Origin of the sequence: Faecalispora jeddahensis, assembly GCF_000577335.1 — a bacterium.
Taxonomy (GTDB): domain Bacteria; phylum Bacillota; class Clostridia; order Oscillospirales; family Acutalibacteraceae; genus Faecalispora; species Faecalispora jeddahensis.
In genome coordinates this window covers 23,228-46,736 of sequence record NZ_CBYL010000030.1, presented here as the reverse complement: position 1 = coordinate 46,736, position 23,509 = coordinate 23,228, and the positions used below count along the sequence as shown (strand labels likewise).

19 protein-coding genes are annotated in these 23,509 nt (G+C 52.2%); 7 read left to right on the top strand and 12 right to left on the bottom strand.

What is annotated here, in order from left to right:
• On the top strand, nucleotides 1–338 hold a 338-nt coding region (locus TY09_RS18620; protein ID WP_187119612.1), incomplete at its 5' end, for a hypothetical protein.
• 10 nt (nucleotides 339–348) lie between these two features.
• Here TY09_RS18620 and TY09_RS11950 read toward each other — a convergent pair.
• From TY09_RS11950 to TY09_RS11925, 5 genes are all read right to left on the bottom strand, one after another.
• The gene (locus TY09_RS11950) at nucleotides 349–1,764 is read right to left on the bottom strand and encodes a UDP-N-acetylmuramoyl-tripeptide--D-alanyl-D-alanine ligase (RefSeq protein ID WP_242841491.1); all 1,416 of its coding nucleotides are present in this window, start codon (nucleotides 1,762–1,764) and stop codon (nucleotides 349–351) included.
• The gene (locus TY09_RS11945) at nucleotides 1,761–3,224 is read right to left on the bottom strand and encodes a UDP-N-acetylmuramoyl-L-alanyl-D-glutamate--2,6-diaminopimelate ligase (RefSeq protein WP_042434710.1); all 1,464 of its coding nucleotides are present in this window, start codon (nucleotides 3,222–3,224) and stop codon (nucleotides 1,761–1,763) included. Before TY09_RS11945 ends, TY09_RS11950 begins: the two co-directional genes overlap by 4 nt.
• Before the next feature lie 304 nt (nucleotides 3,225–3,528).
• Nucleotides 3,529–3,762, bottom strand: coding sequence for a PTS sugar transporter (locus tag TY09_RS11940; protein ID WP_042434708.1), 234 nt, complete (start codon nucleotides 3,760–3,762; stop codon nucleotides 3,529–3,531).
• A gap of 19 nt (nucleotides 3,763–3,781) precedes the next feature.
• Entirely contained in the window at nucleotides 3,782–4,267 is a 486-nt protein-coding gene (locus TY09_RS11935) for a methylglyoxal synthase (RefSeq protein WP_009066111.1), read from the bottom strand.
• A gap of 397 nt (nucleotides 4,268–4,664) precedes the next feature.
• Complete coding sequence (locus TY09_RS11925) at nucleotides 4,665–6,017, bottom strand: MATE family efflux transporter (RefSeq protein ID WP_042434701.1); 1,353 nt, start codon at nucleotides 6,015–6,017, stop codon at nucleotides 4,665–4,667.
• A 123-nt stretch (nucleotides 6,018–6,140) separates the two neighbouring features.
• Between TY09_RS11925 and TY09_RS11920 the strand changes: the two genes are divergently transcribed.
• A complete protein-coding gene (locus TY09_RS11920) occupies nucleotides 6,141–7,031 on the top strand; it encodes a LysR family transcriptional regulator (RefSeq protein WP_042434698.1) in 891 nt (296 codons plus the stop codon).
• Nucleotides 7,032–7,187: 156 nt separating this feature from the next.
• Here the strand turns inward: TY09_RS11920 and TY09_RS11915 are convergent, their stop codons facing one another.
• Nucleotides 7,188–8,132 carry an AEC family transporter gene (locus TY09_RS11915; RefSeq protein WP_042434695.1) on the bottom strand — a complete coding sequence of 315 codons (945 nt, stop codon included), beginning with the start codon at nucleotides 8,130–8,132 and terminating at the stop codon, nucleotides 7,188–7,190.
• Nucleotides 8,133–8,697: 565 nt separating this feature from the next.
• On the opposite strand from TY09_RS11915, the gene TY09_RS11910 reads away from it, so the two are divergent.
• Nucleotides 8,698–10,641 (top strand): methyl-accepting chemotaxis protein, encoded by a 1,944-nt coding sequence (locus TY09_RS11910; RefSeq protein WP_042434692.1) that lies wholly within the window; start codon nucleotides 8,698–8,700, stop codon nucleotides 10,639–10,641.
• A 143-nt stretch (nucleotides 10,642–10,784) separates the two neighbouring features.
• Here TY09_RS11910 and TY09_RS11905 read toward each other — a convergent pair whose 3' ends face one another.
• The 6 genes from TY09_RS11905 to TY09_RS11875 form a co-directional block, all read right to left on the bottom strand.
• The gene (locus TY09_RS11905; protein ID WP_009066205.1) at nucleotides 10,785–11,414 is read right to left on the bottom strand and encodes an HD-GYP domain-containing protein; all 630 of its coding nucleotides are present in this window, start codon (nucleotides 11,412–11,414) and stop codon (nucleotides 10,785–10,787) included.
• Between the two features lie 88 nt (nucleotides 11,415–11,502).
• Complete coding sequence (locus TY09_RS11900) at nucleotides 11,503–12,015, bottom strand: chemotaxis protein CheW (RefSeq protein WP_042434689.1); 513 nt, start codon at nucleotides 12,013–12,015, stop codon at nucleotides 11,503–11,505.
• A gap of 65 nt (nucleotides 12,016–12,080) precedes the next feature.
• The gene (locus tag TY09_RS11895) at nucleotides 12,081–13,832 is read right to left on the bottom strand and encodes a methyl-accepting chemotaxis protein (RefSeq protein ID WP_042434686.1); all 1,752 of its coding nucleotides are present in this window, start codon (nucleotides 13,830–13,832) and stop codon (nucleotides 12,081–12,083) included.
• Between the two features lie 351 nt (nucleotides 13,833–14,183).
• Nucleotides 14,184–15,359 (bottom strand): tyrosine-type recombinase/integrase, encoded by a 1,176-nt coding sequence (locus TY09_RS11890; RefSeq protein ID WP_042434683.1) that lies wholly within the window; start codon nucleotides 15,357–15,359, stop codon nucleotides 14,184–14,186.
• Between the two features lie 695 nt (nucleotides 15,360–16,054).
• Nucleotides 16,055–17,062 (bottom strand): Gfo/Idh/MocA family protein, encoded by a 1,008-nt coding sequence (locus tag TY09_RS11880; RefSeq protein WP_042434677.1) that lies wholly within the window; start codon nucleotides 17,060–17,062, stop codon nucleotides 16,055–16,057.
• Between the two features lie 73 nt (nucleotides 17,063–17,135).
• Nucleotides 17,136–17,933, bottom strand: a complete 798-nt coding sequence (locus TY09_RS11875) for a sugar phosphate isomerase/epimerase family protein (RefSeq protein ID WP_042434674.1) — start codon at nucleotides 17,931–17,933, stop codon at nucleotides 17,136–17,138.
• Nucleotides 17,934–18,111: 178 nt separating this feature from the next.
• On the opposite strand from TY09_RS11875, the gene TY09_RS11870 reads away from it, so the two are divergent.
• The 4 genes from TY09_RS11870 (at nucleotide 18,112) to TY09_RS11855 (ending at nucleotide 23,496) form a co-directional block, all read left to right on the top strand.
• Nucleotides 18,112–19,257, top strand: a complete 1,146-nt coding sequence (locus TY09_RS11870) for a substrate-binding domain-containing protein (protein ID WP_042434671.1) — start codon at nucleotides 18,112–18,114, stop codon at nucleotides 19,255–19,257.
• 314 nt (nucleotides 19,258–19,571) lie between these two features.
• Complete coding sequence (locus tag TY09_RS11865; protein WP_042434669.1) at nucleotides 19,572–20,471, top strand: glycyl-radical enzyme activating protein; 900 nt, start codon at nucleotides 19,572–19,574, stop codon at nucleotides 20,469–20,471.
• 44 nt (nucleotides 20,472–20,515) lie between these two features.
• Nucleotides 20,516–22,762, top strand: a complete 2,247-nt coding sequence (locus TY09_RS11860) for a pyruvate formate lyase family protein (RefSeq protein WP_242841490.1) — start codon at nucleotides 20,516–20,518, stop codon at nucleotides 22,760–22,762.
• Nucleotides 22,759–23,496, top strand: a complete 738-nt coding sequence (locus TY09_RS11855; RefSeq protein WP_042434663.1) for a cupin domain-containing protein — start codon at nucleotides 22,759–22,761, stop codon at nucleotides 23,494–23,496. Before TY09_RS11860 ends, TY09_RS11855 begins: the two co-directional genes overlap by 4 nt.
• Nucleotides 23,497–23,509 lie beyond the last annotated feature (13 nt).

Below are 23,509 nucleotides of genomic sequence, written 5' to 3'. Positions count from 1 at the left end.
TAAGCCCGCGCAAGCGAAAATCCCGCGCAGGGCATTCGCTGAAAATCACTCTTCCCTATCAAGATAAAAATAAAAGGCTCGCCCTGGCACTAGGGGCAAAGCTCGCGCAAGCGGAACCCCCACGCGGGGAACACTCGCTAAAAACTTTCTCCTTCATACCAAAAATGAAAAAAGAAAAATTTCATCCCGGCATAAGGGTAATCCCTGTGCCAGCAGAATTTCCATATGAGGCAACTCATACCAAGAGAAAAGAAGAAGCGTTTGCCATGCGGCAGCGCTTCTTCTTTTCTTTATCATCAGCCCCGGGAGTTCTTCACTCCCATCAAGATTATCTATGATTTTCTATCGTCACACCGTCGCGGCCGGTACCGCTTTTCCCTCATTCGCGAGCAGCCCCCGGACGATCTCGTCGGTTTTCATGCCGCGGGAGCCCTTGACAATCACAACATCCCCGGGCTGCAGATACTCCAGCAGCTTTTTCAGAGCCTGCTCATTGGACAGATAAGAGAACACGGGCAGATGACACTCCGCCGAAAGGGCGCCCCAGCGAATCTCCTGCGCCTGCTCGCCGATGACGAACAATGCGTCAATTCCGCGGGACGCAGCGTAAACGCCCGCGTCAAAATGCGCCTGACGGGAATAATCGCCGAGCTCGAGCATATCTGCAAACACGCCGATGGCCCGGCCTGTGCCTTTCAGGTCCATCAGAATATTGACGCTGCTGCGCATGGAATCGGGGCTTGCATTATAGGAATCGTCAATGACCGTAATGCCGCCCACCTGATGAATCTGCTGACGCATAGCCGGAGGCGAATAGGTCTGCAGCCGCTCCGCCGCCTTCTGCGGTGAAACGCCCAAATACTGCGCCACCGCCAGAGAAGCCAGCGCATTGAGCACATTATGTTCCCCCGGAACCGGCAGAGTCACCGAAATGCGGAATTCCTGCGACACAGCGGTAAAGTCTGTTGTGCCGCCGAAAGAAACGATCTTCTCCGCGTGCACATCGCACCACGGCTGCGTGCCGAAAAAGACGATGTGAAAAGGTAATGTCCCCCGCAGCTGCGCGAGCAGCGGGTCGTCCCCGTTGAGGAACAGAACGGAATCCTCCGTAAAGGCATCCGTAATGTGCAGCTTTTCCGCACGGATATTTTCCTGCGTTTTCAGGTTTTCAATATGAGAAATCCCGATATTGGTCATGACGGCGCAGGTCGGCCTTGCCACCTGAGCCAGGCGGGCCATTTCGCCGAACTCGCTCATTCCCATCTCGATCACTGCAGCCTCATGTTCCGGCAGCAGACGGAACACTGTGAGCGGCACGCCGAGCTGGCTGTTGAAATTGCCCTCGGTTTTCATCACGTTGCGCTCCGCCGAAAGCGCCAGCGCAAGCATCTCTTTGGTCGTGGTTTTCCCTACGCTGCCGGTCACGCCGACCACCGGAATTGGAAAGCGGAAACGGTACGCCCCTGCGATCTGCTGCAGTGCCGCTCTGGTATCCTCTACGGCAATCCACGCGCAGGCGCCCTCGGGACGCTGTTCCTCCGGCTGCTGGGTCAGAACTGCCGCAGCACCGGCCTCGGCTGCCCCGGGAAGGAAGCGGTGCGCGTCTACCCGCTCGCCCACAATCGGCACAAACAGCGCGCCCGGCCCCACCTTTCGGCTGTCCGTCGTTACAAAAGTCACTTCCCGCTCCGGGTCTCCTCCGATGATCCTACCGCCGCACGCCTGAGCGATCTCTCTGGCCAGCATTTTCATGATCCCACTCACGCTTTCTCTATTTCTTTCAGCAGCTCCGCCACCACGACCCGTTCATCAAACGGATACTTGACGCCGCGGATTTCCTGATAATCTTCGTGTCCTTTTCCGGCCAGCACGATCACGTCCCCCCGCTGGGCGTTCTGGAGGCAATATCGAATCGCCTCGCGCCGGTCGGGGATCACCACATATTCTCCATCGGTTTTGGCCATACCGATCTTAATATCCGCAATGATGTCCATGACATCCTCAAACCGGGAATTGTCGGCGGTGATGACGGAAAGATCGGCCAGACGACCGCAGACCTCGCCCATCTCGTAGCGCCGGGATTTCGCGCGATTCCCTCCCGCGCCGAACAGGCAAACGAGCCGCTGCGGATGATATTCCCGCAGGGTCTCGAGAATGTTTTCCATGCTGACCGCGTTATGCGCGTAATCGATCAGGAGCGTGTATTCGCCGGGCACCGGCACCGGCTCTACGCGGCCCTTGACCTTAACGGTGCTCAGCCCCTGCTGAATCTGCTCCTGCGTCACGTCAAAGTGGCGGCACACCGCAATGGCGGCCAGAGCGTTGTAGGCGCTGAACTTTCCGGGAATATCCACCGCTACGGGGAAATTCAAAAAGCCGCTCAGATCAAAGCGCGCACCCAAATAGCCGGGACGGGACACAAGGCCCTCGTTTTCCGCCCGGAGCTGCGCCTCGGGAGAAAAGCCGTAGGTTTCCAGCTCGCAGGTGTGATCCTTTACAACGCCCTCCCAGTTTTGATCATCAATATTCACAATTCCCAGCCGGCATTGGCGAAACAGCATGCTCTTGCACGCCAGATATTCCTCTAAAGAGGCATGCTCGTCGCCGCCGATATGATCGGGAGAAAAGTTTGTGAACAGGCCGATGTCAAACATAAAGCCCGCAGTGCGGTACGCCTTCAGGCCGATGGAGGAGGCCTCCATCACGACGCACTGACAGCCTTCATCCGCCATTTGTTTGAGGAAAGACTGAACCTCGTAGGATTCCGGCGTTGTGTTCTCCGTCGGAATCACCCGGTCGCCGACCACCGCACCGATGGTGCCGATCAGCCCGGTTTTGATGCCCGCCTGCTCCAGAATCGCGCGGATCATATAGGTGGTGGTCGTCTTCCCTTTTGTGCCGGTCACGCCGACGGTTTTCATCCGCTTTGCGGGATGCCCGAAGAGTGCCGCAGACATCACTGCCAGCGCCAGGCGAGTATCCGGCACAACGACGACCGGCACCTGTGCCGGAAGCTCCAGCGGGTGATCTGCAATAATTGCGCTTGCGCCGCTTTTTGCGGCCTGCCCCGCATACTGATGGCCGTCCGCATGAGAGCCCCGCAGGCACACAAACGCACAGCCCGCCTTGACTTTTCTGGAATCATAAATCAAATCCTCTACCGGTACCTGAAGGTCACCGACAGCGGAATACTGCATTCCCTGCAGCAAATCGATTAAACGCATGATACAACCCCCTGATTCTGCCATTGAAAAAGCGCCGGTTTTCCCAGGCGCACTTCATCCAAAACAGCGCATTGGCCCTGCTATATTAGTATTGATTCAGTTATATCAATATTACGCAGTCAACCAAATTTTTCACCATATTTTTTATTGTTTTCCAAAATTCGGAACATGTATCCATCATAGGCGATTCTTCTCACGCTGTCAACAAAAAAGCCCGGCGCTTCCCTTAGAAAAATCCCCTGCTTTTTGCAAAAGCGTATAAAAAAAGGCACGGCTGGTTTCAGCCGTACCTAAGCGGTTTGTGTCAGGCCTCCTGAACAATAAACTCCTTCAGGGAATCCAGAATCGCCGCGTTGTCGGAGTGAATCCGAAGCTCTACGGGTTCAGACAGATCGATGCTGAAAATGCCCATGATGGACTTTGCGTCGATAATATAAATCCCCTCTACAATTTCACATTCCACGTTCTGTCTGGAAACGATGGATGAAAATTGCTTTACCTTTTCTACCGTATTAATCAGGATTTTTGTTGTGAGCATACTTGTTCCCCCTGCGTGCTTATTTTTGAAACAAATTTTCGTCATTGACCCGATCGATCACCGACTGCTTGAAATTGATGACCTTGTGCTGATACTCCCGGCTCATATAATCGGAATGAATCAGAAAGTCTGCGGTGGCGCGATTGTTTGCAATCGGAATGTCGTAGACCTGAGCGATTCGCAGCAGGGCCTTTACATCGGGATCATGGGGCTGCGCTTCCAGCGGATCGGAAAAAAAGACAACAAAATCGACGCTGCCTTCTACAATTTTGGCGCCGATCTGCTGATCGCCGCCCAGCGGGCCGCTGTTATACCCTTTTACCGGCAGACCTGTTTTTTCTGCAACCAGCTTTGCTGTGGTTCCGGTTCCGCATAAAAAATGGCCCTTCAGGATTTCCTGATTTTCGGCACACCAGTCGATCATCTCTCGCTTTTTGCCGTCGTGGGCGATCAGCGCGATGGTTTTCTGCTTGCCAATGGTAAAAGTTATAAATTCTTCATTCACACTCTTCACCTGTCTTTCTGTTTCGGTGGATGCTTTTGACCGGACTGTGAAAAGAAAACATATTTTCAGTGTGTGTGTGCCTGTTAAAGCATGGCGAAACTTAAATCTCATTATACCAAAGATTGAGAAAAATTCAAGTTGTCCCACTTTAAAAAAGCGCTCTGTTTCTCCGGTCTGCCGGCCGGGTAAATTTCGCCTGAAAATGGTGCCCAAAGGGAAAAAACATCCGGGCAAACTACGCAACGTTTTTCGTTTTTCAGCGCGATTCCGTTCCGGCTGTGTACCCGGAACAACGTTCTGTGGCAGCCAAGGGGCCGCACAATCACAAATGCCCCATAAAGCAGCAAGCGCACCGGAGCCTAACCCGCCCTGTGCCCCTGCTGAAAAACAGAGTTTTTTACTCTTCCGCCTTTGTCTTGAAGCAGATTTTTTTAACCCTCGTCACATAAACCACAGCCTGATAAATGGTGACGACGATCCATCCGATCCCGGTGGCATAGGCTACCGCCGACAGCCCCGACGTCTGCACGAACATATAAGAAAGGATCACACGGATGGTAATGTGGAGCGTTGTGCCGATTACCGGAACATAAATCATCCCCACGCCGCGGTAATAGCCGACGAACGCACTCCCGATGTAGTTCAGAATATAGAAAATGGAAACGACCTGCATGTACTGCACCGCGTACTCAAACGCCTTGCCCTCCGTGCTGCCGAGCATCCAGAAAACGGTGGTGCCCGCTGTCGCGGCCATCAAAATCGACAGAGCGATGCCGAGCACGGTCATCATCATGAGTGAGGTGCGCAGCCCTTCCTTCACCCTCTTTTCGTTTTCCGCGCCTTTGTTTTGGGCGATCAAGATGGAAGTGGACGCTGCGCCGCTGTCCCCAAAGGAATTGATGAACCCTTCGATTCTGGTGGTCGCCGTATAGGCCGAAATCATGTCGATGCCCATCGAGTTGACCGCGCCCTGCACCAGCAGCTTGCCGATATAAAGGCTGGACTGATGAAATGCAGACGCAGAACCGAAATTGGCCGTCTTTTTCATGAGCGATTGGTCGTACTTCATGTCGGCCCGCCGGAACATCAAATCGGGAATCTGGATGCGGATATACAGGAAACTGAGAAGAACGGAGATCAGCTGGGAAATCACCGTAGCCAGAGCCGCCCCGACCACACCGGTGTGCATACTGCCCACAAACAGCAGCGCCAAAGCCAGATTGATCACAATGGAAACCGCGAGGATGACAAGAGCCGCCCTGGTATTCCCGACCGCCCTCAGAACAGCCGAGCACAGGTTATATAAATAGCTTGCGAACAGGCCCGCAAAAATGACGACCAGATATTGATAGCAGTACTCGGCCACATCGGCAGGGGTCTGGATCAGATGCAGCAGGGGCTTTGCAAACGCGATGCCGCATATGCTGATCAGCGCGGTAAACGCCACGCCAAAAACCGTTGAAAGATAAAATTCGGTGCGAAAGGTTTCCATATCCTCTTTCCCGAACAGCTGACCCAAAACGACCGAAATTCCCGCACAGAAGCCGCTGAGCACAAAGATAAACAGGTTCATCACCGTGCCGGCCACCCCGATCGCGGCAAAGGCGACGTCGCCGACATACCGGCCGATTACAATTGCATCGATGGTGTTGTAAAGCTGCTGCAGTATGTTGCCGATAATCAGCGGGATCGTTATGGCAATCAGCTCTTTTTTCATATCGCCCCTGGTTAAGTCCATACTGTGTGTCATCGTGACTCCTCCATGATCTCAAATCTTTCACAGTAAGGGTATCACAAGAGAATACATTTGAAAAATGCTTATTTTACTGATAAAATATAACGTAACAGTTATATTTTAAGAGCAGGTGATCAGATGACAGAGTTAGAAATGCAGGCTTTTCTGATGGTAGTCAAAACGGGAAGCATTACCGCCGCTTCTCAACAGCTCTACATCACACAGCCGGCACTCAGCAGACGCATTCACGCATTGGAGGCCGAGCTGGGCTACCGTTTGATGGAGCGGAGCAAGGGAATGCGTTCCGTTGAACTGACCCCGCGTGGCAAAGCGTTTGTTTCGGTTGCCGAAAAAATGCTGGCCGTATGGTCTGAGGCCAGAGAGCTGGCGCAGTTCGACAGCAGCAAGGTATTCCATATCTCTTCGGTAGGCAGTGTGTGCGCGTATATCCTGCCCCCTGTTTTTTTGCGCTTTATGAAAAACAACCCCGACTGCCGCCTGGTATTCCATAATCATCACTCCAGAGAAGCCTACGAGTATATAGAAAACCGGCAGACCGATATGGCCTTTATTTCCGACACGCAGTTTTCCAGAACGGTAGAGACCATTCCCGCTTTTCGCGAAAAGATGCTGCTCGTGTCAAACGGAGTGCCCGGGTTGGAAAAGGAAGTTCATCCGTCCGCCCTGAACGCGAGACAGGAAATCCGCCTGCCATGGAACCCGGAGTATGATCTGTGGCATGATTACTGGTTCGGCGCAAACGCGGCTTCCAAAGTCATTCTGGATCAAATGTCTTTGCTGGAGGATTTATTAAACGAGAAAAACACCTGGGCGGTTGTGCCCGCAACGGTAGCCGGCAGGCTGATGCAGAATCAGCAAATCTCCCTGCATCGATTGCTCGACGGTCCGTCGGACCGGATCATCTATTATGTGATCCCGAAAAACCAGAAAAACGAATACGTGCAGAAGCTGCTGAGCGACCTGGATTTCATCCTGCAAAAAAACGACGTTCTTGAATCATTTTTGTAACTGGTTTCATCCTACATAAAAAAGTGAAGCTTTTTGAGAAAGCATTTCCGCAGCACGAGAAAAGGCCCGGAGATCAAATGTATAATTTGATCTCCGGGCCTTTTCTTTGAAGAGCCAGCCGCCTTTCAGGAAGGCGGACGGCTTAATTTGACAGCGTTAAATCAGCATCATGTAAATCGGGATGACGATCATGCTCGCAATGGTGGTAACAACCGTCGCGATTGTGGCGAATTCATAATCCGCGCCATACTGCTTTGCGATTACCCCCGTGCTGGTAACCGCGGGCATCGCGGCCTGAATGACAAACACCTTGGCCATCATGGGCGGAATCGGAATCAACAGCTCCAGCGCGATCACAACGACCGGGCAGAGCAGGAAACGTGCCAGCAGCAGAACCACAAGGTCACGGTCGAACCGCAGCTTTTTCAGCGGCGTGGAGTGAAGCACAATCCCGATGAAGAACATCGCGAGAGGAGTCGTCAGCTCGCCGATATATTTACAGCTGTCCATCACAAACCGCGGCAGCTGAATGTCCAGAAGAATCAGGATCACGGCGACCACAAACCCCGCGAGGGCCGGGTTGAAAATCCGCTTCAGCGTGCTGAAAGAGAATTTTCCCGCTTCTCTTCCCTCATCGCCGTCTTTGCTGATTTCGTAATTGCCCAAAGTCCAGAAAAAGCAGGTGTTTGCAATATAATAAATCAGAACGTACGGGGTGCTTTCCGCGCCAAACAAGGACAGATTGACCGGCAGCCCGATAAAGATCGTGTTCGAGGTGAAGAAAATGCAGCGAAAAACGCCCTTTCGCTTGGGGTCTACCTTGAGCAGATTACTGACGAGAACACTGATAAAATACGACAGCACAATCGATGTGATGGGGATTATCAGCCCGCCCGAAAGCTCCTGCAGCTTCGCCTTATCGAAGTTCGACATCAGATTCCACAGCATGTAGCAGGGGAACGAAACGTTCACGATAATTTTCGAAAAAATAAGACTGGTTTTTTCATCCAACCAACCAACGTGGGTCAGAAGCCAGCCCGTCATGAACATAATGATGATTGTCAGAATGCTTTCGATCGCGTGTAAAAATGTCAGTATCATGTGCACAAACTTCCCGTATTGCAAATTTCAGATGACCGCTCTGCTAAGATCATAGGATGCCAGCATTTTATGGTTACCCGTAACCAAATTATAACACTGTTTTCAATAAGTGCAAGTGCGCACTTACCGCTGAATCCCTCCATCCGCCCATTTTCAGCGCTTTTACGGCCCTTAAAAAAAGGTATTTAACCGTACCGCAAACGCTTTCGGCCGGAAAGAGAAGTCTCGCTGTTTTCCAGTATTTTTGCGGGCCGCTACGGTTTTCGGTTAGAAAAATCGGCATATTTAATGGAAAAATTTTCCTTTAGTAACTATTGTAATTGGATTTCAGCTTTTACAGGACGACATTATTAATAGACAATCCTCTATAGTTTGATTCACTTCAAGATCGTCCAGTCTTTGCGGTCTGTTTTTCGCTGCGCTGCGTTGTCCTCCTCGCCAGGCGCCAGCCTGCCTTCGCTTGCGAAACAAAAACATCCTCGCAAATACAAGTACACCTTTCAAGCGAATCAACTATACCTAAGAAAGAAGGATTCTGAAAAAACTCGGTAAAGGAAGCTCTGGAATGCGAAAATTATCAATTACACGCAAAATCAAATCCCTGAAAACAAAACTGATCTTGAACACAATTCCTGTTGTAGTGCTGACAGCCCTTTTAAGCCTTGGCGTTGGCGTTTATTCCAGCTACCAGGGATTAACCCAAAACGTAAACAGTGATCTGAACTCGATGGGTAAGATATTGACGGAATCCATCACCTATGGTCTGGATAATATGAAGAGTTCTCTCCAATCTGCCGCGTCCTCCAACACCCTTGGGGCCCCGGGGCTGACCGAACCCATCATCGCGAACATATTGGAGCAGCAGATGAGCTCTTACGGCTACCAGTCGCTGAGCCTTGTCGGCCAGGATGGAAAAATTGTGAGCGCAGACCTTGATCTAAACGGCAAAAGCGTTGCGGACCAGGAATATTTCAAGGCGGCTCTGGCCGGAAAAACCTATTTTTCGGAACCAATGAAAGATATCAACGGCAACTTTTGCGTGATCGCCTGTACGCCGATGTCTAACGACAATTTCAAGGGCGTGCTCATGGCGACAATGGACGCCCATGTTTACAGCCCCTTCATTCAGAATGTTGTCGTGGGCAAAACGGGCAGTGCGTTTATCATCAATAAAGACGGCGTTTTGATCGGCAACATTGCACCGGAAAAGGTCGACCAGCGAAAAACCGCTGAAATTTATAAATACGCCGATCTGACGCAGAGCGGCATCACCATTTATTCTTACAGCACAGGGGACCGCATCTGCTACCATGCCCCCCTGCCCGGAACAGACGGCTGGTCCTTCGGCATCGTGGCGCCCATCAAGGAAATGACCTCTTCCATTGAATATACGATCATCGGCCTTTTGATTTCGTCGATTGTCTGCATTCTGCTGGGCGTTTTGTTCACCCGGTCGACGGCGAAATCCATCGCAAACCCGATTACCCTTGTCTGCCGCAGACTGGAACAGTTGGCGGAAGGCGACCTGCACTCAGACACAGTAGAGGTAGATGCACAGGATGAAACCGGTATTCTAGCCGATTCTCTAAAGAAAACAGTTTTGTCTCTGCGCAGTTATATTGCAGAAATCACACACGTTCTGCACGAGGTATCGAACGGTAATCTGCTGGTGAAAACGGAGTTGGAATACAACGGGGATTTTGTGCCGATTCAGGAGTCTCTGGAAAACATCACCCATTCGCTGCACGAGTCGATGAGCTCGATCAATCAGGCCTCAGACCAGATTGCAAGCGGTTCTGAACAGCTTGCAACCGGCGCGCAGTCTTTGGCTATGGGCTCTACGGAGCAGGCCAGCTCTATTGAAGAACTGTCTACTGCCATCTCTGAAATCGCAGAAAACGTAAAAATTAATGCACAGCACGCGGGCGATGCAAGCGAGAGAGTATTGGCGGTATGTTCGAAGATTGAAGTAAGCAACCAGTACATGAAGGACATGGTCGACTCGATGTCCAAAATCAATGATTCTTCCAACGAGATTGAAAAGATCGTGAAAACCATTGAGGACATTTCGTTTCAGACAAACATCCTTGCCCTTAATGCCTCTGTGGAAGCAGCCCGGGCAGGTTCGGCCGGCAAGGGCTTTGCGGTAGTTGCGGACGAGGTGAGAAACCTTGCAACAAAAAGTGCTCAGGCAGTAAAAGACACCGCGCTTTTAATCAATCATTCCAGAGAACAGGTGGAAAAGGGTACCGTAATTGCAGACAGCACCGAACAGGCACTGGCTGAGGTTGTGCAGAGCATTCAGGTGGTTACCGATAATGTGGAACGGATTTCTGAGGCTTCTTCTCATCAGTCGGAACAGATCGATCAGGTCACACAAAACGTAAATCAGATCTCTGGCGTGGTACAGACCAACTCGGCTACCGCGGAAGAGAGCGCGGCGGCCAGCGAGGAGCTTTCCGGGCAGGCTCAGATTCTGAAAGAGCTGGTAGAAAAATTCCAGTTATGATCTCCCACCGCCGCAAGACCTGCCTTTAGAATCATAGAAATAAAAAGTACGCCTTGATCGGGCTTTCTAAGCCGTTTCAAAGCGTACTTTTTTCTTTCTTTAAAGGAAGAGAAATTGCAGGATAAAACGTACCGGAAACGCGGCTATTCGCCGGAAGCATGCATTTCATCCAGCATGCGGAGGATTTCGGCCTCATGATCCAGAAACAGGGTTACCAGAGCGGGCTCAAATTGCCGGCCGGCCCCTCTTTCCAGCTCGCTGCACGCGTAATCGTGCGAGTATGCGGATCGGTAGGCCCGATCGCTTACCATCGCGTCATAGGAATCGCAGATCGCGGTCGCCCGGGCTACCAGGGGAATCGCTTCTCCCCTTAATCCAAAAGGATAGCCCTTTCCGTTCCACCATTCGTGATGATAAACCGCGGCATCACGGAGTAAGGGAATCAGGCCCTCGGGTATCCCGGTGATCTTCCCTCTGCGGGCCAGATCCAGCAGCTCCTGCGCGAATACGGTGTGCTGCTGGACAATGCGGTATTCGTTCGGGGTCAGAATTCCCTGCTTTGTAAGAAGGCTGGGCAGAACACACACTTTGCCGATATCGTGATAATAGGCGGCCAGACTGAAATATGGATACATTTCATCCGCTGCGTATGCGTGCAGCCATTTTGAGAATCCCTCCATCAGCTTGCCCACATTCTCGCTATGCCGGATTTGTTCTTCAGGAAGCATATGCAGAATCTCTTCCGCGCTTAAATTCTCATAGATGATTTTCAACGGTTCCCCCTCCTTAGAAGCTTTTGAGGCACTACACCGTTCCTGTTGATGTGCGCTTATTGACTGGGAAATCGACTGGTTTCGATTCTCATCCCCGAACCGTCTGGGGCTGAACCGACAATTCAGTTTCACCGAGAATTTTCGCTGTGTGAAGCAGCAGGGCGATCCTGTCCTTTTGGGAGCCGCCCGCCAATTGGGCAATCCCGGTGAGATAAGTATCCATTTGTTCCGTATTGACCTTAGGAGGGGGAGCGATTTTATCCGGAGAAATATCGGTCACCTCATCCACCTCGTCCACGATCAATCCAAAATTGCTGTGGCCCACATGAATAATGATAATGCAGGTGCGGTCATTGTACGGTATTTCTGCTTTTCCAAAGCGAAGCCGCACGTCGATCAGCAGAATCATCTGTCCGCGCAGATTGATGATACCCTTGACATAATCGGGGTAATCCGGAAGCTCTGTCATCTCTTGCAGCCCAACGATCTGAACGACGTCTGTAATCGAAACCCCAAAAAGCTGGCCGTCTGTCCAGAAGGTCAAATATCGTCGTTCTGTATCGTCTTCCCGCCTTGTGTCCCATTCGACCGGTTGTCCCATCTGTAAAACCTCCTTTTCTTTGCTATCCTCCGCTACGAGGCAGTGCCATTATTCCCTGCCTCGTCTTAGAAAGAAAACCAGGGCTCCGTTTCAGCCGCTTCAGTCTGTCGGCGCTTTTGCGTATCGAAAGAGGCGTGGCTCTGTGCGCCTGCCAGCTTGAATTTCGATACCTCTTCCTGCAGGGTTTGCGCCTGAGCCGCGAGTTCCTCGCTGGAAGCGGAGCTTTCTTCTGCGGTTGCAGCGTTGTTCTGCACCACGGCAGACACCTGCGACAGCCCCTGATTGATCTGTTCGATCGCCACCGCCTGCGCCGAGGAGGCAGCTTCTATCTCCCGGATGGTCTGATCAACCATCTGCGCTTTTTCGGACACCTCGCCCAAAGCTTTCAAGGTTTCCGCGGCGAGCCGCTCCCCTTCCGACACGGTAGCCACCGACTTTTGAATCAGGTTCGCCGTCTGCTTTGCCGCCTCTGCAGATTTTGCGGCAAGATTGCGCACCTCATCCGCCACTACGGCAAAGCCCTTTCCTGCGCTGCCGGCACGGGCGGCCTCTACGGCGGCATTCAGGGCAAGGATATTTGTCTGGAAAGCGATATCCTCAACCAGCTTTGTGATTTTGGAAATCTGCTGCGAGTCTTCCCCGATTTCGTGCATGGCTCCATCCAGGCGCTGCATGTATTCGTGGCTGTCCGACATGCCTTTGACAGCCTGTTCCACATAATTGGTGGCGTTGCTCACACTGACGGCATTGTGCGAAGCCTGCTGGGCAACGCTCACAATGGAAGCATTGAGCTCTTCCACAGAAGCCGCCTGCTCCGTAGCGCCGGACGACAGAGCCTGCGCCGCGGAGGAAACCTGCTCGGACCCGGTGTTGACCTGGTCTGCCGCCATGCTGATCATCTGCAGCGTATTGCTCAGATCGTTCTTGATCCTTTCCAGCGCCAGCCCCAAAGCATCTTCTTCGGAACGAAGCGGAACCGTCTGCGTGAAGTCGCCTTTGCTGATCACCTCTGCGGCGATCACCTGCTTGCGGATGCCTTCCAGCATTTTTGTAAACGCGGCGGCAAGCTGGCCGGTTTCATCTTTGGAATTCAGATCGCCCAGATCAACATCCACTCTACCCAGCGCGATAGAACCGGCCGCATCCACAATCCGCTCAATGGGTTTCGTAATCATGCGGGAAATCCGCAAGCCGAGAAGTCTTCCCGCGACAGCGCCCAAAACAACAAAAATGGCGAGTACAATCGTCAGCACGATCGCGGACTGGCCGTTTGAGTCGCTGGTACTCTTTGCCGAAGTCATCCGGTTTTCCACAAGCTGTTTCATATTTTGAAATAATGTGGTAGTATCATTCGTTGCCGAATGCAGTGCTGCCGCCGCAGCCTGCTGGTTGCCGGCCTGTGCCAGCTCGAACGCCTTTTCAACCGCCGGGACATACGATTCATTGAAAAGCTTTTCAACCGTATCTACCAAATCAAGGCTTGCCTGAGTAGTGATGGTCGGGCGATAAATCTCCATGTCATCCAGAAATGTCTGCATATTGTTTTTGCAGCTCTTGTTATATTCCTCGACCTTTGACGGATCGTTCGATTCAATGATTGCCTCTCTCACATCGACCCGGCTTTGATAGATCGCCTCATAGGCACGAATCAAATTATCGATCGGCGCAGTCTGTTTTTCATACAGGTAGGTGTCCATGTTGTTGATATGGATCATCCCGAAGGTTCCGATCCCGCCTACGGCAAGTATCAGCAGAATCATGGCGAGAAAGCCGATGGACAATTTGCGGGATATGCTGAAATCCTTGAATTTTTTCACGTATATCGCCTTCCTTTATTTGATTTGAGTGTTTTTTCGAGATCAGCCTTTTGTTTCCTGGATTCCTTTCATCCCTTCCAGAGAAACCTTAGCTTCTCTTTCATTGACCTCTGTTCAAATAAACGCCTTTTCTCAATTCCATTTTTCTTTTCCTTCATTTTGGCACCCCCTCAAAGTATGACTATTTTGAAAAATGTTTTTCATTCTGTTTCTCTGCCGTTATGCTGCTGCCAACCGTGCAGACTTTTCCCCAGAATTCTCCTCTTTGCAGAGGATATAATAAAATTGGCTGACTGTTATGTAGTGTCGCAGTTTATCTAAGACTGTACGCCCCCCAATCAGATTGCGGGTCTACACGGCAGGTATCGCAGCCATGACGGCAGAACTGACGGCGAATGAAGAAGCTCCCATATGTGCAACATGCATTTCGTTGAGTTTCTCAATCGCTTTTTTCTTTTGTTCCATGAGGGAATGCGCATAGACATTCAGCGTAATGCTGACATTGGAATGGCCCAGGATCTCGCTGAGGGTTTTAATGTCTACCCCCAGCTCCAGAGCTCTTGTTGCAAAGGTATGGCGGATCGCGTGAAATTTACGTGTTCGTATCCCCGCTTTTTTCAGCAGCTTTTTGTACAGCCTTTGATATACACGGGGATCAAAGGGCTCGGTGCTTCCTGAAAGCACGTAGCAGTTTTCTATCATCGGGCCAAGGCGGTTTTCCTCCACGAGCTTCAACAGGAATGCCGGAAGAGGGATTTTTCTGCAGGAGGTTCTGCTTTTCGGGGTGCCTACATAGAGCTGCGTTTTATTTCCATCCGGCTCAAAATTCCGGATGCGTGCTACGGACCGGGAAATAGACATGGTACCGGCTTCAAAATCAATATCGCCCCACTGCAAGGCGCATAGCTCACCAAGGCGGATACCGGTGTAAAAGCAAAGAATGATCCCCAGTGCTCTTTGATCGGCTGAGGACTGTACTGCATACTCGATCAGCCGCTGTTCTTTCATGGAGAAAACCGGTATTTCTGTGCAGGGCTTTACCTTGGGAAGTGTGACCGCTTCGATGAAAGGCGCGTATTCCGGCGATTTTTTTGAAATTTCCCGCAGGGCTGTTTTGAAAATGGACAGAATTTTTTTCTGATACGACCCAGAGATAGCCCCATTCCCATGAATCGATCGGACAAACGCGGTGATCGATCTTTCTGACAACTGTGCGTTTTCAGGCAGGCTGAAATGAGGGATTACATATCCCTGCATGCAGTAATAATAGCTTTCATAAGTGGATGGTTTCAAGCGGCTGGCCGTATCGCCCGCCAGCCATTCCTCAAATAAATCTGCGGCGTTCGTTTGGACGCAGACCGGTTTCTGATTAGCAGCTTTGTTCTGCTCCTGAAGGTTCTTCATTTTTGCACGGACATCCCGGTAGGTTTTGGCGTAAAAGTATTGATACTTTCCCTGCGGGTTGATGACTCTCCCTTCCCATCGTCCGTCTTTTCGTTTGTAGATGTTTTCTCCTTTGCGTGCCATTTCCTGATGACTCCTTTCAGATGTGACGCTTGTGCTGACGGCGCATTTTTTCGTACAAACGAAAAAATCTGCGTTTTTCACTAAAATTCATCTGATTATCGTCCGCAATGATTGTTTTTTTAGCGAGATTGACAGGCGAAATCAGATCATATATAATGAAAATTGTCGTAGTGTGTCAAACTGAGGGGTCTCGGTCTTAGATAAACTGCGACTGTTTTTTGTCCATTTGAGCATTTTCAGGGAATCAAAAAGGCTGCTTCGGCAGGCATGATCTGCGGCAGAAAGCACTGTGCGATCGGCCGAAAGCAAGCTAAAAAATGATGGTATTTTCCGTTCTGCACAATAATACAGATCAAGAAATTCCTTCCCCATTTTGCAGATTGGGAAAGAGAATCTCTTGATCTGTACTTTTACCGCCAGAAAGCCCTTCGCCGATGCACTTGAATAGACGGAGCTCTTCTGCCTCTGTCGGTATCACACAGTTTGAAAAATTGCTTTCGCTGCCCGGGCTGACCGTCTCCTTCTGTCCTATACTAGTAATCGATCGCATTGAGGGGATATTCCATGCTTTTTTCTAACTTTTGTTAACTTTTTATTCAAGCTGCCGGATAAAGACTTTCACACAATCGCATGAGAGGCAAAAAAGAAAGCCGTCCCGGTTCCGTGAAGGAATCGGGACGGCTTTCTTTTGATTTTTACAAATTCACCAGGATGTTTTGATCCGCGGATTCATGGATGGCGTCGATAATCCTGGTCAGTTCATAAGTAAAGTCCAGACTGACATCAAATTCGGTTTTTCCGTTCAGAACATCCGCGATATGGTCGTAAATCTCCTCCGGCTTGGAGAGGGTTTCCACCGTGTACTCTGTTGTTTCCACGTTAAATTCGCACCTGTAAGCGTCGGGGTCCTGGTTTTCGGGGTAAGAAATCACATCCACCTGCGCTTTGGTGTCGCGCATGGTGATGGTTCCCTTCTCCCCGCGGATGATCCAGTTGGGTAGAGTATCCGTAGAAATATTATGCTCCACGTTGACCAGTACGCCGCTCTCCGACTTCATCATGGCGAAGAACATATCTTCCATATCGCCCGGGTTGATGATCTGCTTTTTACACGAATACACCTGCCGGATGGGCTCGCCCACCAAGTCCATCACCCCGGCCACCAGATGCGGGCCCCAGTTGTAAAGATATCCGCCGCCGTATTCGCGGTACATCTGCCAGTCGCTGCGTTTGCCGAACGTGTACTGGCTGCGCTGTATCTCGAACACCTTGCCGATGGTACCCTTGTCGATCAGCTCTTTGAGCAGTCTTTGGTCATATGCCCAGTGCAGCTGCATCCAGGGCAGCACCACGCCGTTCTTCTGCCGGATGACCTCCATCAGTTCATCCGCCTCTTTCACATTCATGACCCATGGCTTGGTAATCAGCACGCGTTTGCCGGCGTTGACCAAATCCTTTACGATGTTAAAATGCGTACAGCTGGTGGTGAGAACGATGGCAAAATCATATTCCGCAGACTGTACAAATTCTTCATACGAGCCGAATACCCGGCACCCCTCAAAATTGCCGGCCATCGCCTGTGCGCGCTCGGGAATCAGATCATAGGTGCCCACGATCTGAAATTGCGGATTCTCCAGCAGAATGGGCAGATGCAGCGCATTTGCGGTTCTGCCGCAGCCAATGATTGCGGTTTTGATAGACATGACGATTTCCTCCCTAAAATCAATTTTCTGTTGACAGGCCGATTCAAATTCCCCTGTTTTGAATTCCCCGTTTTTATGAAAGCTGAGCCTTCAAAAGCCGGAGCGCCTTACCCATGCTTTCCGGCCCGACACCGCCTTTTGCTTCGAAGCTGATCGTTTTGTCATATTCCTTTTCCGCCAGAATCTTTAGCACGGCGCTGACCTCTTCGCTGTAGCCGTCCTCCGGCAGGATGCGGTCTTTTTCCGCCACATGAACATGATTGAGACTCGGATAGCACTGGTACAAATACTGCGGATCCTCCGCGTTGTAGGCCATGTGCATGGTATCCGCCAGCATGGCGACGTAGGGGGAATTCACCCTGCGCACAAGCTCCATGGCCTCCGGCAGGGTAATGATGAAATTGCACGGGCCGCTGTAAATGGCCTCCATCACGATCAGGATGTCGTATTTGGCGCACAGCGGAATAACGCATTCCTTCAGAACCGCCGTTAGCTGCTGGTACCCTTCCTCCTCAGAAACGCCTTCCGGCAGATTTCTGGCCGGGCAGCTGCCGAACACGATCTTCTTCGTTCCCAGCCGGTGCGCCCGCCCCATGGCGCGCTCCAGATAATCGCGGATCACTCCGTGATCTGCATCGGGGCCGGTCAGGCGAACTCTCTCCGGGAAAAAGTTGCAGCAAACGTCGTTAGAAAGCCCGATCTCTTTCATCCCGGACACCATTTCTTCAAAGGCTTCTTCCGAAAGGGATTCGATCAGCATCAACGGAAACTCCGCAAAATCGTACCCCGCTTTTTTGATGCGACGCAGCAAATCGTAATCCACCGCCGTTCTTGTCGCCGCCGCAAAATCCGTACAAAATCCAAACCTCATGTCTTGTGCTCCTCCCTGCTTCGTTTTTTCCGATTCTGTTTTGTGCCTTCATTATAAAATCGCCCGGATGGAAACGACAAGGCGAATTTCCCGCCGCAATAGTCACAGAAATTATCATTGACCGTTTTGTTTATCTGGTATATAATAATAAATTATCTAAAAATGGAGGGAATCCGCCTTGGAATCCAACGGTATTTTTGTGCTGGTAGAGCCCGCCTATGTCATGCCCGTATGGTTTGAAAAAGGGATTTTAGGCCTGCAGAAATCCGCCGCCAAAAAGCGCCTGCCGCTCCATTTGATCAGCCCGGAGGAACTTTCTGACTGCCGGGGAAAAACCAAATCCGCCATTGTGGTTTCCTCCCGAAGCGACTGGACGCTCGGCGTGCTTTCCCGGCTGCGGAACTGCGGGATCAAGCCGATCCTGATCGGTACGGTTCCGGAGGAATTCGGCGAAACGATCAGCGCCGTGATTTTTAATCAGAACGCGTTCATGGAAACGATCGTCTGCTACCTGTACCAATGCGGGCGGCGAAAGCCGGCGCTGGTGGGGATCAACAGCAACTCCAGCAACGACAACACCAAATACCACACGTTTCTTTCCGTCACGGAATCCCTGAAAATGGAGGCCGGCAAAGAGGACGTATTTTTGATCGACGACGACATTATCGGCGCCATTGAGCTGTTTTGCGAAAACAGCCAGAAATACGACTGCGCGATCTGCCCGAACGACTACATTGCCGTCTGTCTTTTGGAGGCCGCGCGGCGGCATAAAATCAAGGTGCCGGAATCGCTTTACGTGGTCGGAATGGGAAATATGCTGGTAAGCATGTGTTCCACCCCCGCGCTGACCACGTTTCAGCATAATTATTTTGAAGTCGGCGTGCAGGCGGTAAACCTTTGGGATTTGCTGGAGCACAACCCCAATCTGGACGCGATCAACATTCTTCTGCACGGGGAGCTGGTGTGCCGCGGCAGCACCGCGTACCAGAACCCGCCGCCGTATGAGAGCTTTCACAGCAGCACGGCCCGCGAGCATCCGGAGCTTTCGATCGGCAAGGTGAACCGCACCATCCGCGGGCTGGAAAACTGCCTGCTCCAGTGCGATCAGCTGGATTTTGGGATCATCCGGGAGATCATTCTCGGCAGCAGTCTGGAGGACACGGCGGAAGCCCTCTTTATTTCGCAGGGTACCCTGCGCTACCGCCTGAAAAAGATGTATCAGGCCGCGGGTGTTTCCTCCCGCCAGGAGCTGGAACGAATTCTGAAACGGTACGTCACCAACCATCAGGCGTTTGACGAGCTGCTGAATGCCCCTGCCCCCTGACTGACATCTGTAAAAACATTTCCCCGCAAGTCCGCCGCGGAATCGCCGGGATGCCGCTTATCATCATAACCATTTCATTTTCTAACCAGCCGCAGGATACGTTTTCCGTATCCTGCGGCTTTTTTGACGTTCCGAACTAAAAGCGCATTTTCCTTGCCAGATTTCCCGGAACAAACGGCCCCCGCAACCGATGAGATTTTACAAAACCCTAAAAAACGCAAATATTGAAATTCTTTTCGAAAATTTGGAAAGGGCCGATCCACTATAATCAAATCAACAAACAATCTTTTGTTGATTTGATGGAGGAATGAAATATGAAAGGGTTGGTTACAGACATCCAGCGGTTCAGCCTGAACGACGGGCCGGGCATCCGCACCACCGTTTTTTTGAAGGGCTGCAATATGCGCTGCGCGTGGTGTCATAATCCCGAAACCATCGACAGCAGGCCAGAGCTGCTTTTTTATCCGCAGAACTGCATTCACTGCTATAAATGCGTTTCCGTCTGTCCCTCCAAGGCCCATAAGCTGATCGGCGGGGAGCACCGCCTGTTCCGCGATCTGTGCATCCGGTGCGGCAAGTGCACCGCCGTCTGCTATGCACAGGCGCTGCAGATGTCCGGGAAGCTGATGTCGGTCGAGGAAATCATGCGTGAGGTGCTGCAGGACCGCACCTATTATATCGATTCCATGGGCGGGGTTACCTTTTCCGGCGGAGAAGTGTTCTGTCAGCCGGAGTTCCTGCTCTCCCTGATGGACGCATGCCGGAAGGAAGGAATCCATACCGCGATCGAAACGAATCTGGCTTCCCCTTTCAGCGTGATGGAACCGGTTTTGAAAAAAACGAGCCTTGTGATGTGCGACTTAAAGCTTTGGGACAGCGAGGAGCACAGGCGCTGGACCGGAATTGGAAATGAGCAGGTTCTGAAAAATATCCAACTGCTGGATGAGCTCGGCATCCCCTTCATCGTGCGCACCCCGCTCATCCCCGGCATTACCGACGGCGATGAAAACCTGGAGCAGATCGCGGACTTTTTACAGGGCCTGCACAATCTTCAGTATTATGAGCTGCTCAATTTCAACCCGCTGGGGAACGGAAAATACGACGCTCTCTCAAGGGAAAACCCGTTCGCTAAGCACCGGCCGCTCCCGCAGCAGCAGGTGCAGATTCTGCTGGACGCGCTCGAGCAGAAACACCTTGCGGTCAAATTTGCTTAACATCAAACAGTGGCCCGATGAAAACCCGAAGAAAGGAAGAAGATATGATGTCACAGATTCAGTTCATCAATGAATTTCCCGAAGAAGAAGTGTTCACATATGATAAGCGCATCCGCCTGCTGAAAGAGCGCAAGCTCCGCCAGACGCAGGAGAAAATAGACCGCGAGGGAGGGTTGGACGAGGATGATTACGGGCGCGTGGTTCCCCCGGAGAATGCCCATTTTGATTTCGTACCCACCCATGAAAACGGCTCGTTTTACGGCTACAAGGGCTGGACGCTCAACTATACCCGTATTTTAAACCAGCACCCGCTGTACTGCGACCCGCTGGACGCGTTCGTCGGCAGAGGCTTCTTTTTCATGACCCGCGCCAAGGGCGAGATTTGGAACCCGGATTACCCTTACACGGAGCTGAAAAAAGAATTCAGCAAGTACAACATCGTCTGCGGCATCGGCAGCGACGGGCATTTTACGCCGGATATTCAGATGGGTCTGGAGCTGGGCTGGGGCGGCATTCTGGAAAAGCTCAAAAAATGCCGCATCGAAAACCCCGTGCTGGAATGCCGGGAATTCTACGACAGCGAAGAGCAGATCGTGGAGTGCATCATCGCGTTCCTGAAACGGATGGCAGGCGAGATTCAGGCCTTGTCGGAGCAGGAGCGCAACCCGTACCTCAAAAAGAATTTGCAGGAGATGGCGCAGGTCAACCTGAAAATCAGCGACCAGAGTCCCTCCACGATGCGGGAGGCCATTCAGTGGATGTGCTGGTTCAGCTTTTTCTCCCGCCTTTACAATCGCGGCCCCTCCGGCGGCCAGCTGGATGAGCTGCTGCGCCCATATTTTGAAGCGGATATGGCGGCGGGCCGGATCACCGAGGAAGAAGCCAAGTTCTATATTGCCTGCCTGTTTTTAAACGATACCCGCTATTACCAGCTGGGCGGGCCGGATGAAAGCGGCAAGGACATGACCTCACGCATCAGTTACCTGATTCTGGACGCCGCCGACTGGATCAACATTGCCTGCAACCTGACGGTGCGGGTGCACGACGATTCCGATGAAGAGCTGATTCGCAAGGGCGTGGAATATCTGTTCAAAAACAAAACGGGCTGGCCGCGCTTTTCCGGCGACAACAGCCTGGTGAACGGCTTTGTCAAATGTGGGTACACAAAAGAGCTGGCACGCCGCCGCCTTGCGGGCGGGTGCCACTGGATGAGCATTCCCGGCATGGAGTACACGCTCAACGACCTGGTCAAGGTCAACACTGCCAAGGTGTTCGAGGTGGCCTATTACGATATGATGAAGCACGAGGAGGAGCCCTCGGTCGCCCTGCTGTGGGAGTATTTTGAGCGGCACCTGGGCAAGGCGGTCGCCGTTACCGCGAAGGGTATCCTGTTCCACCTGAAGTATCAGGAGAAAAACGAGCCGGAGCTGATCTGCAACCTGCTCAGCCACGGCCCTGTGGAAGAGGGCCGCGACATCACGAAGAGCGCGCGGTATTTCAACATGTGCATCGACGGTGCGGGGCTTGCCACCGTGGCGGACAGCTTTGCCGCGTGCGAGCAGCGCATCGAGAAAGAAAACAAGATCACCTTTGAGGATTTAACACGCCACATGCAGTTCAACTACTCCGACTTTGACGGGGAATACGTCCGCCAGATGATGCTGCACAGCGAACGCTACTGCGGCGGAGATACGGCGGGCGACGCCTGGGCAAAGCGCATCAGCAAAACATTCTCTGACATGGTGCGGGAGCAGAGCAGGCTCTACCCCGAAATCTGCTTCATCCCCGGCTGGTTCAGCTGGTCGAACACGCTGGAATTCGGCCGCAATATCCGCGCGACCCCGAACGGCAGGCACGACGGCGAGGCGATCAGCCACGGGGCGAACCCGCATTCCGGTTTCCGCAAGGACGGCGCAGTCACGGCGATCGCCAATTCCATCGCGGCCATCCAGCCGGGCTACGGCAACACCGCCCCCTTCCAGCTCGAAGTTGATCCCGGGCTTGCAAACAGCCCGGAGGCCGTGGATAAAATGGTCAGCCTGATCCGCACGCTGCTTGAGCAGGGCAACACTCTGCTGAACATCAACATCATCGATAAGGATCAAATCCTGCAGGCACATCAAAATCCCTCTCTTTACCCCGATCTGGTCGTTCGCGTCACGGGCTTCACCGCTTTCTTCTCCATGCTGTCGCCGGAGTTCCGGCAGCTTGTGGTAGACAGGGTGCTGGCCGTCAACGCGGGATCCGAGGAAGAGCGGCAAGTGATTGAAAAGGAGACGCGAAGGAAATGAAAACATCTGATATTCAGCAGGAGATTTTAGACCTTGGCAAGACGACTCAGGCGGAGCTGACCCTGCTGCCGGAGGAGATTCCGGGGGCACTCCCCTGCCTGCACATCCTGCAGCAGGGAAGCAGCAAAACGCTGGAAGCGACCGGGGATACCCTGCGCGTGCTGTTCCTGATTCAGGGCAAACTGGAGTTTGCGAGCCGCGGGCGGCAGACGGTGTATTCGGAAAAGGCTGTTTACGCAGAGCATCCGCAGAAGGCGGTGACGATCACGGCTCTGGAGGACGCGCATCTGCTGGAAATCCGCTGGAAGCTGACGGAAAAAGAGGTTCAGGAAATGGAAAGCGCCGCCCTCCCGTTTACACAAACCTATGAGCAGGCGCAGAAATACCGCGACCCTTTCAAGAGCGAAAAAACGATCAGCCGCGCGATCGTGCCGCACCGCATTCTACCCCGCTTTGCCATGGGCTCGGTGGAAACGCACGGCACCGACCTGATCGGCCAGCACGCACACCCCCTGCTGGATCAATTCTTCTACAGCTTTTCGGAGAACGACTGCATTTTGCTGATCGACAGCCTGCAGCACCCCATGAAGGGCGACACCATTCTGCATATCCCGCTCGGCAGCAACCACGGGGTCTTTGTGGGAGAAACGCAGTGCGCCCATTACCTGTGGATCGATTTCATCCCGGACGAAAGCGGGCTGACCTATCTGGATGAAGTGCATAAGCCCGTATAAAGCAGGAGGATTG

Excerpts from the sequence above, each read along its gene's own strand:
- TY09_RS11920 (WP_042434698.1), top strand. The coding sequence starts at position 6,141 with ATGACAGAGTTAGAAATGCAGGCTTTTCTGATGGTAGTCAAAACGGGA.
- TY09_RS11940 (WP_042434708.1), bottom strand. The coding sequence starts at position 3,762 with ATGCTCACAACAAAAATCCTGATTAATACGGTAGAAAAGGTAAAGCAA.
- TY09_RS11860 (WP_242841490.1), top strand. The coding sequence starts at position 20,516 with ATGATGTCACAGATTCAGTTCATCAATGAATTTCCCGAAGAAGAAGTG.
- TY09_RS11900 (WP_042434689.1), bottom strand. The coding sequence starts at position 12,015 with ATGGGACAACCGGTCGAATGGGACACAAGGCGGGAAGACGATACAGAA.
- TY09_RS11865 (WP_042434669.1), top strand. The coding sequence starts at position 19,572 with ATGAAAGGGTTGGTTACAGACATCCAGCGGTTCAGCCTGAACGACGGG.
- TY09_RS11915 (WP_042434695.1), bottom strand. The coding sequence starts at position 8,132 with ATGATACTGACATTTTTACACGCGATCGAAAGCATTCTGACAATCATC.
- TY09_RS11910 (WP_042434692.1), top strand. The coding sequence starts at position 8,698 with ATGCGAAAATTATCAATTACACGCAAAATCAAATCCCTGAAAACAAAA.
- TY09_RS11925 (WP_042434701.1), bottom strand. The coding sequence starts at position 6,017 with ATGACACACAGTATGGACTTAACCAGGGGCGATATGAAAAAAGAGCTG.
- TY09_RS11890 (WP_042434683.1), bottom strand. The coding sequence starts at position 15,359 with ATGGCACGCAAAGGAGAAAACATCTACAAACGAAAAGACGGACGATGG.
- TY09_RS11875 (WP_042434674.1), bottom strand. The coding sequence starts at position 17,933 with ATGAGGTTTGGATTTTGTACGGATTTTGCGGCGGCGACAAGAACGGCG.
- TY09_RS11855 (WP_042434663.1), top strand. The coding sequence starts at position 22,759 with ATGAAAACATCTGATATTCAGCAGGAGATTTTAGACCTTGGCAAGACG.
- TY09_RS11945 (WP_042434710.1), bottom strand. The coding sequence starts at position 3,224 with ATGCGTTTAATCGATTTGCTGCAGGGAATGCAGTATTCCGCTGTCGGT.
- TY09_RS11880 (WP_042434677.1), bottom strand. The coding sequence starts at position 17,062 with ATGTCTATCAAAACCGCAATCATTGGCTGCGGCAGAACCGCAAATGCG.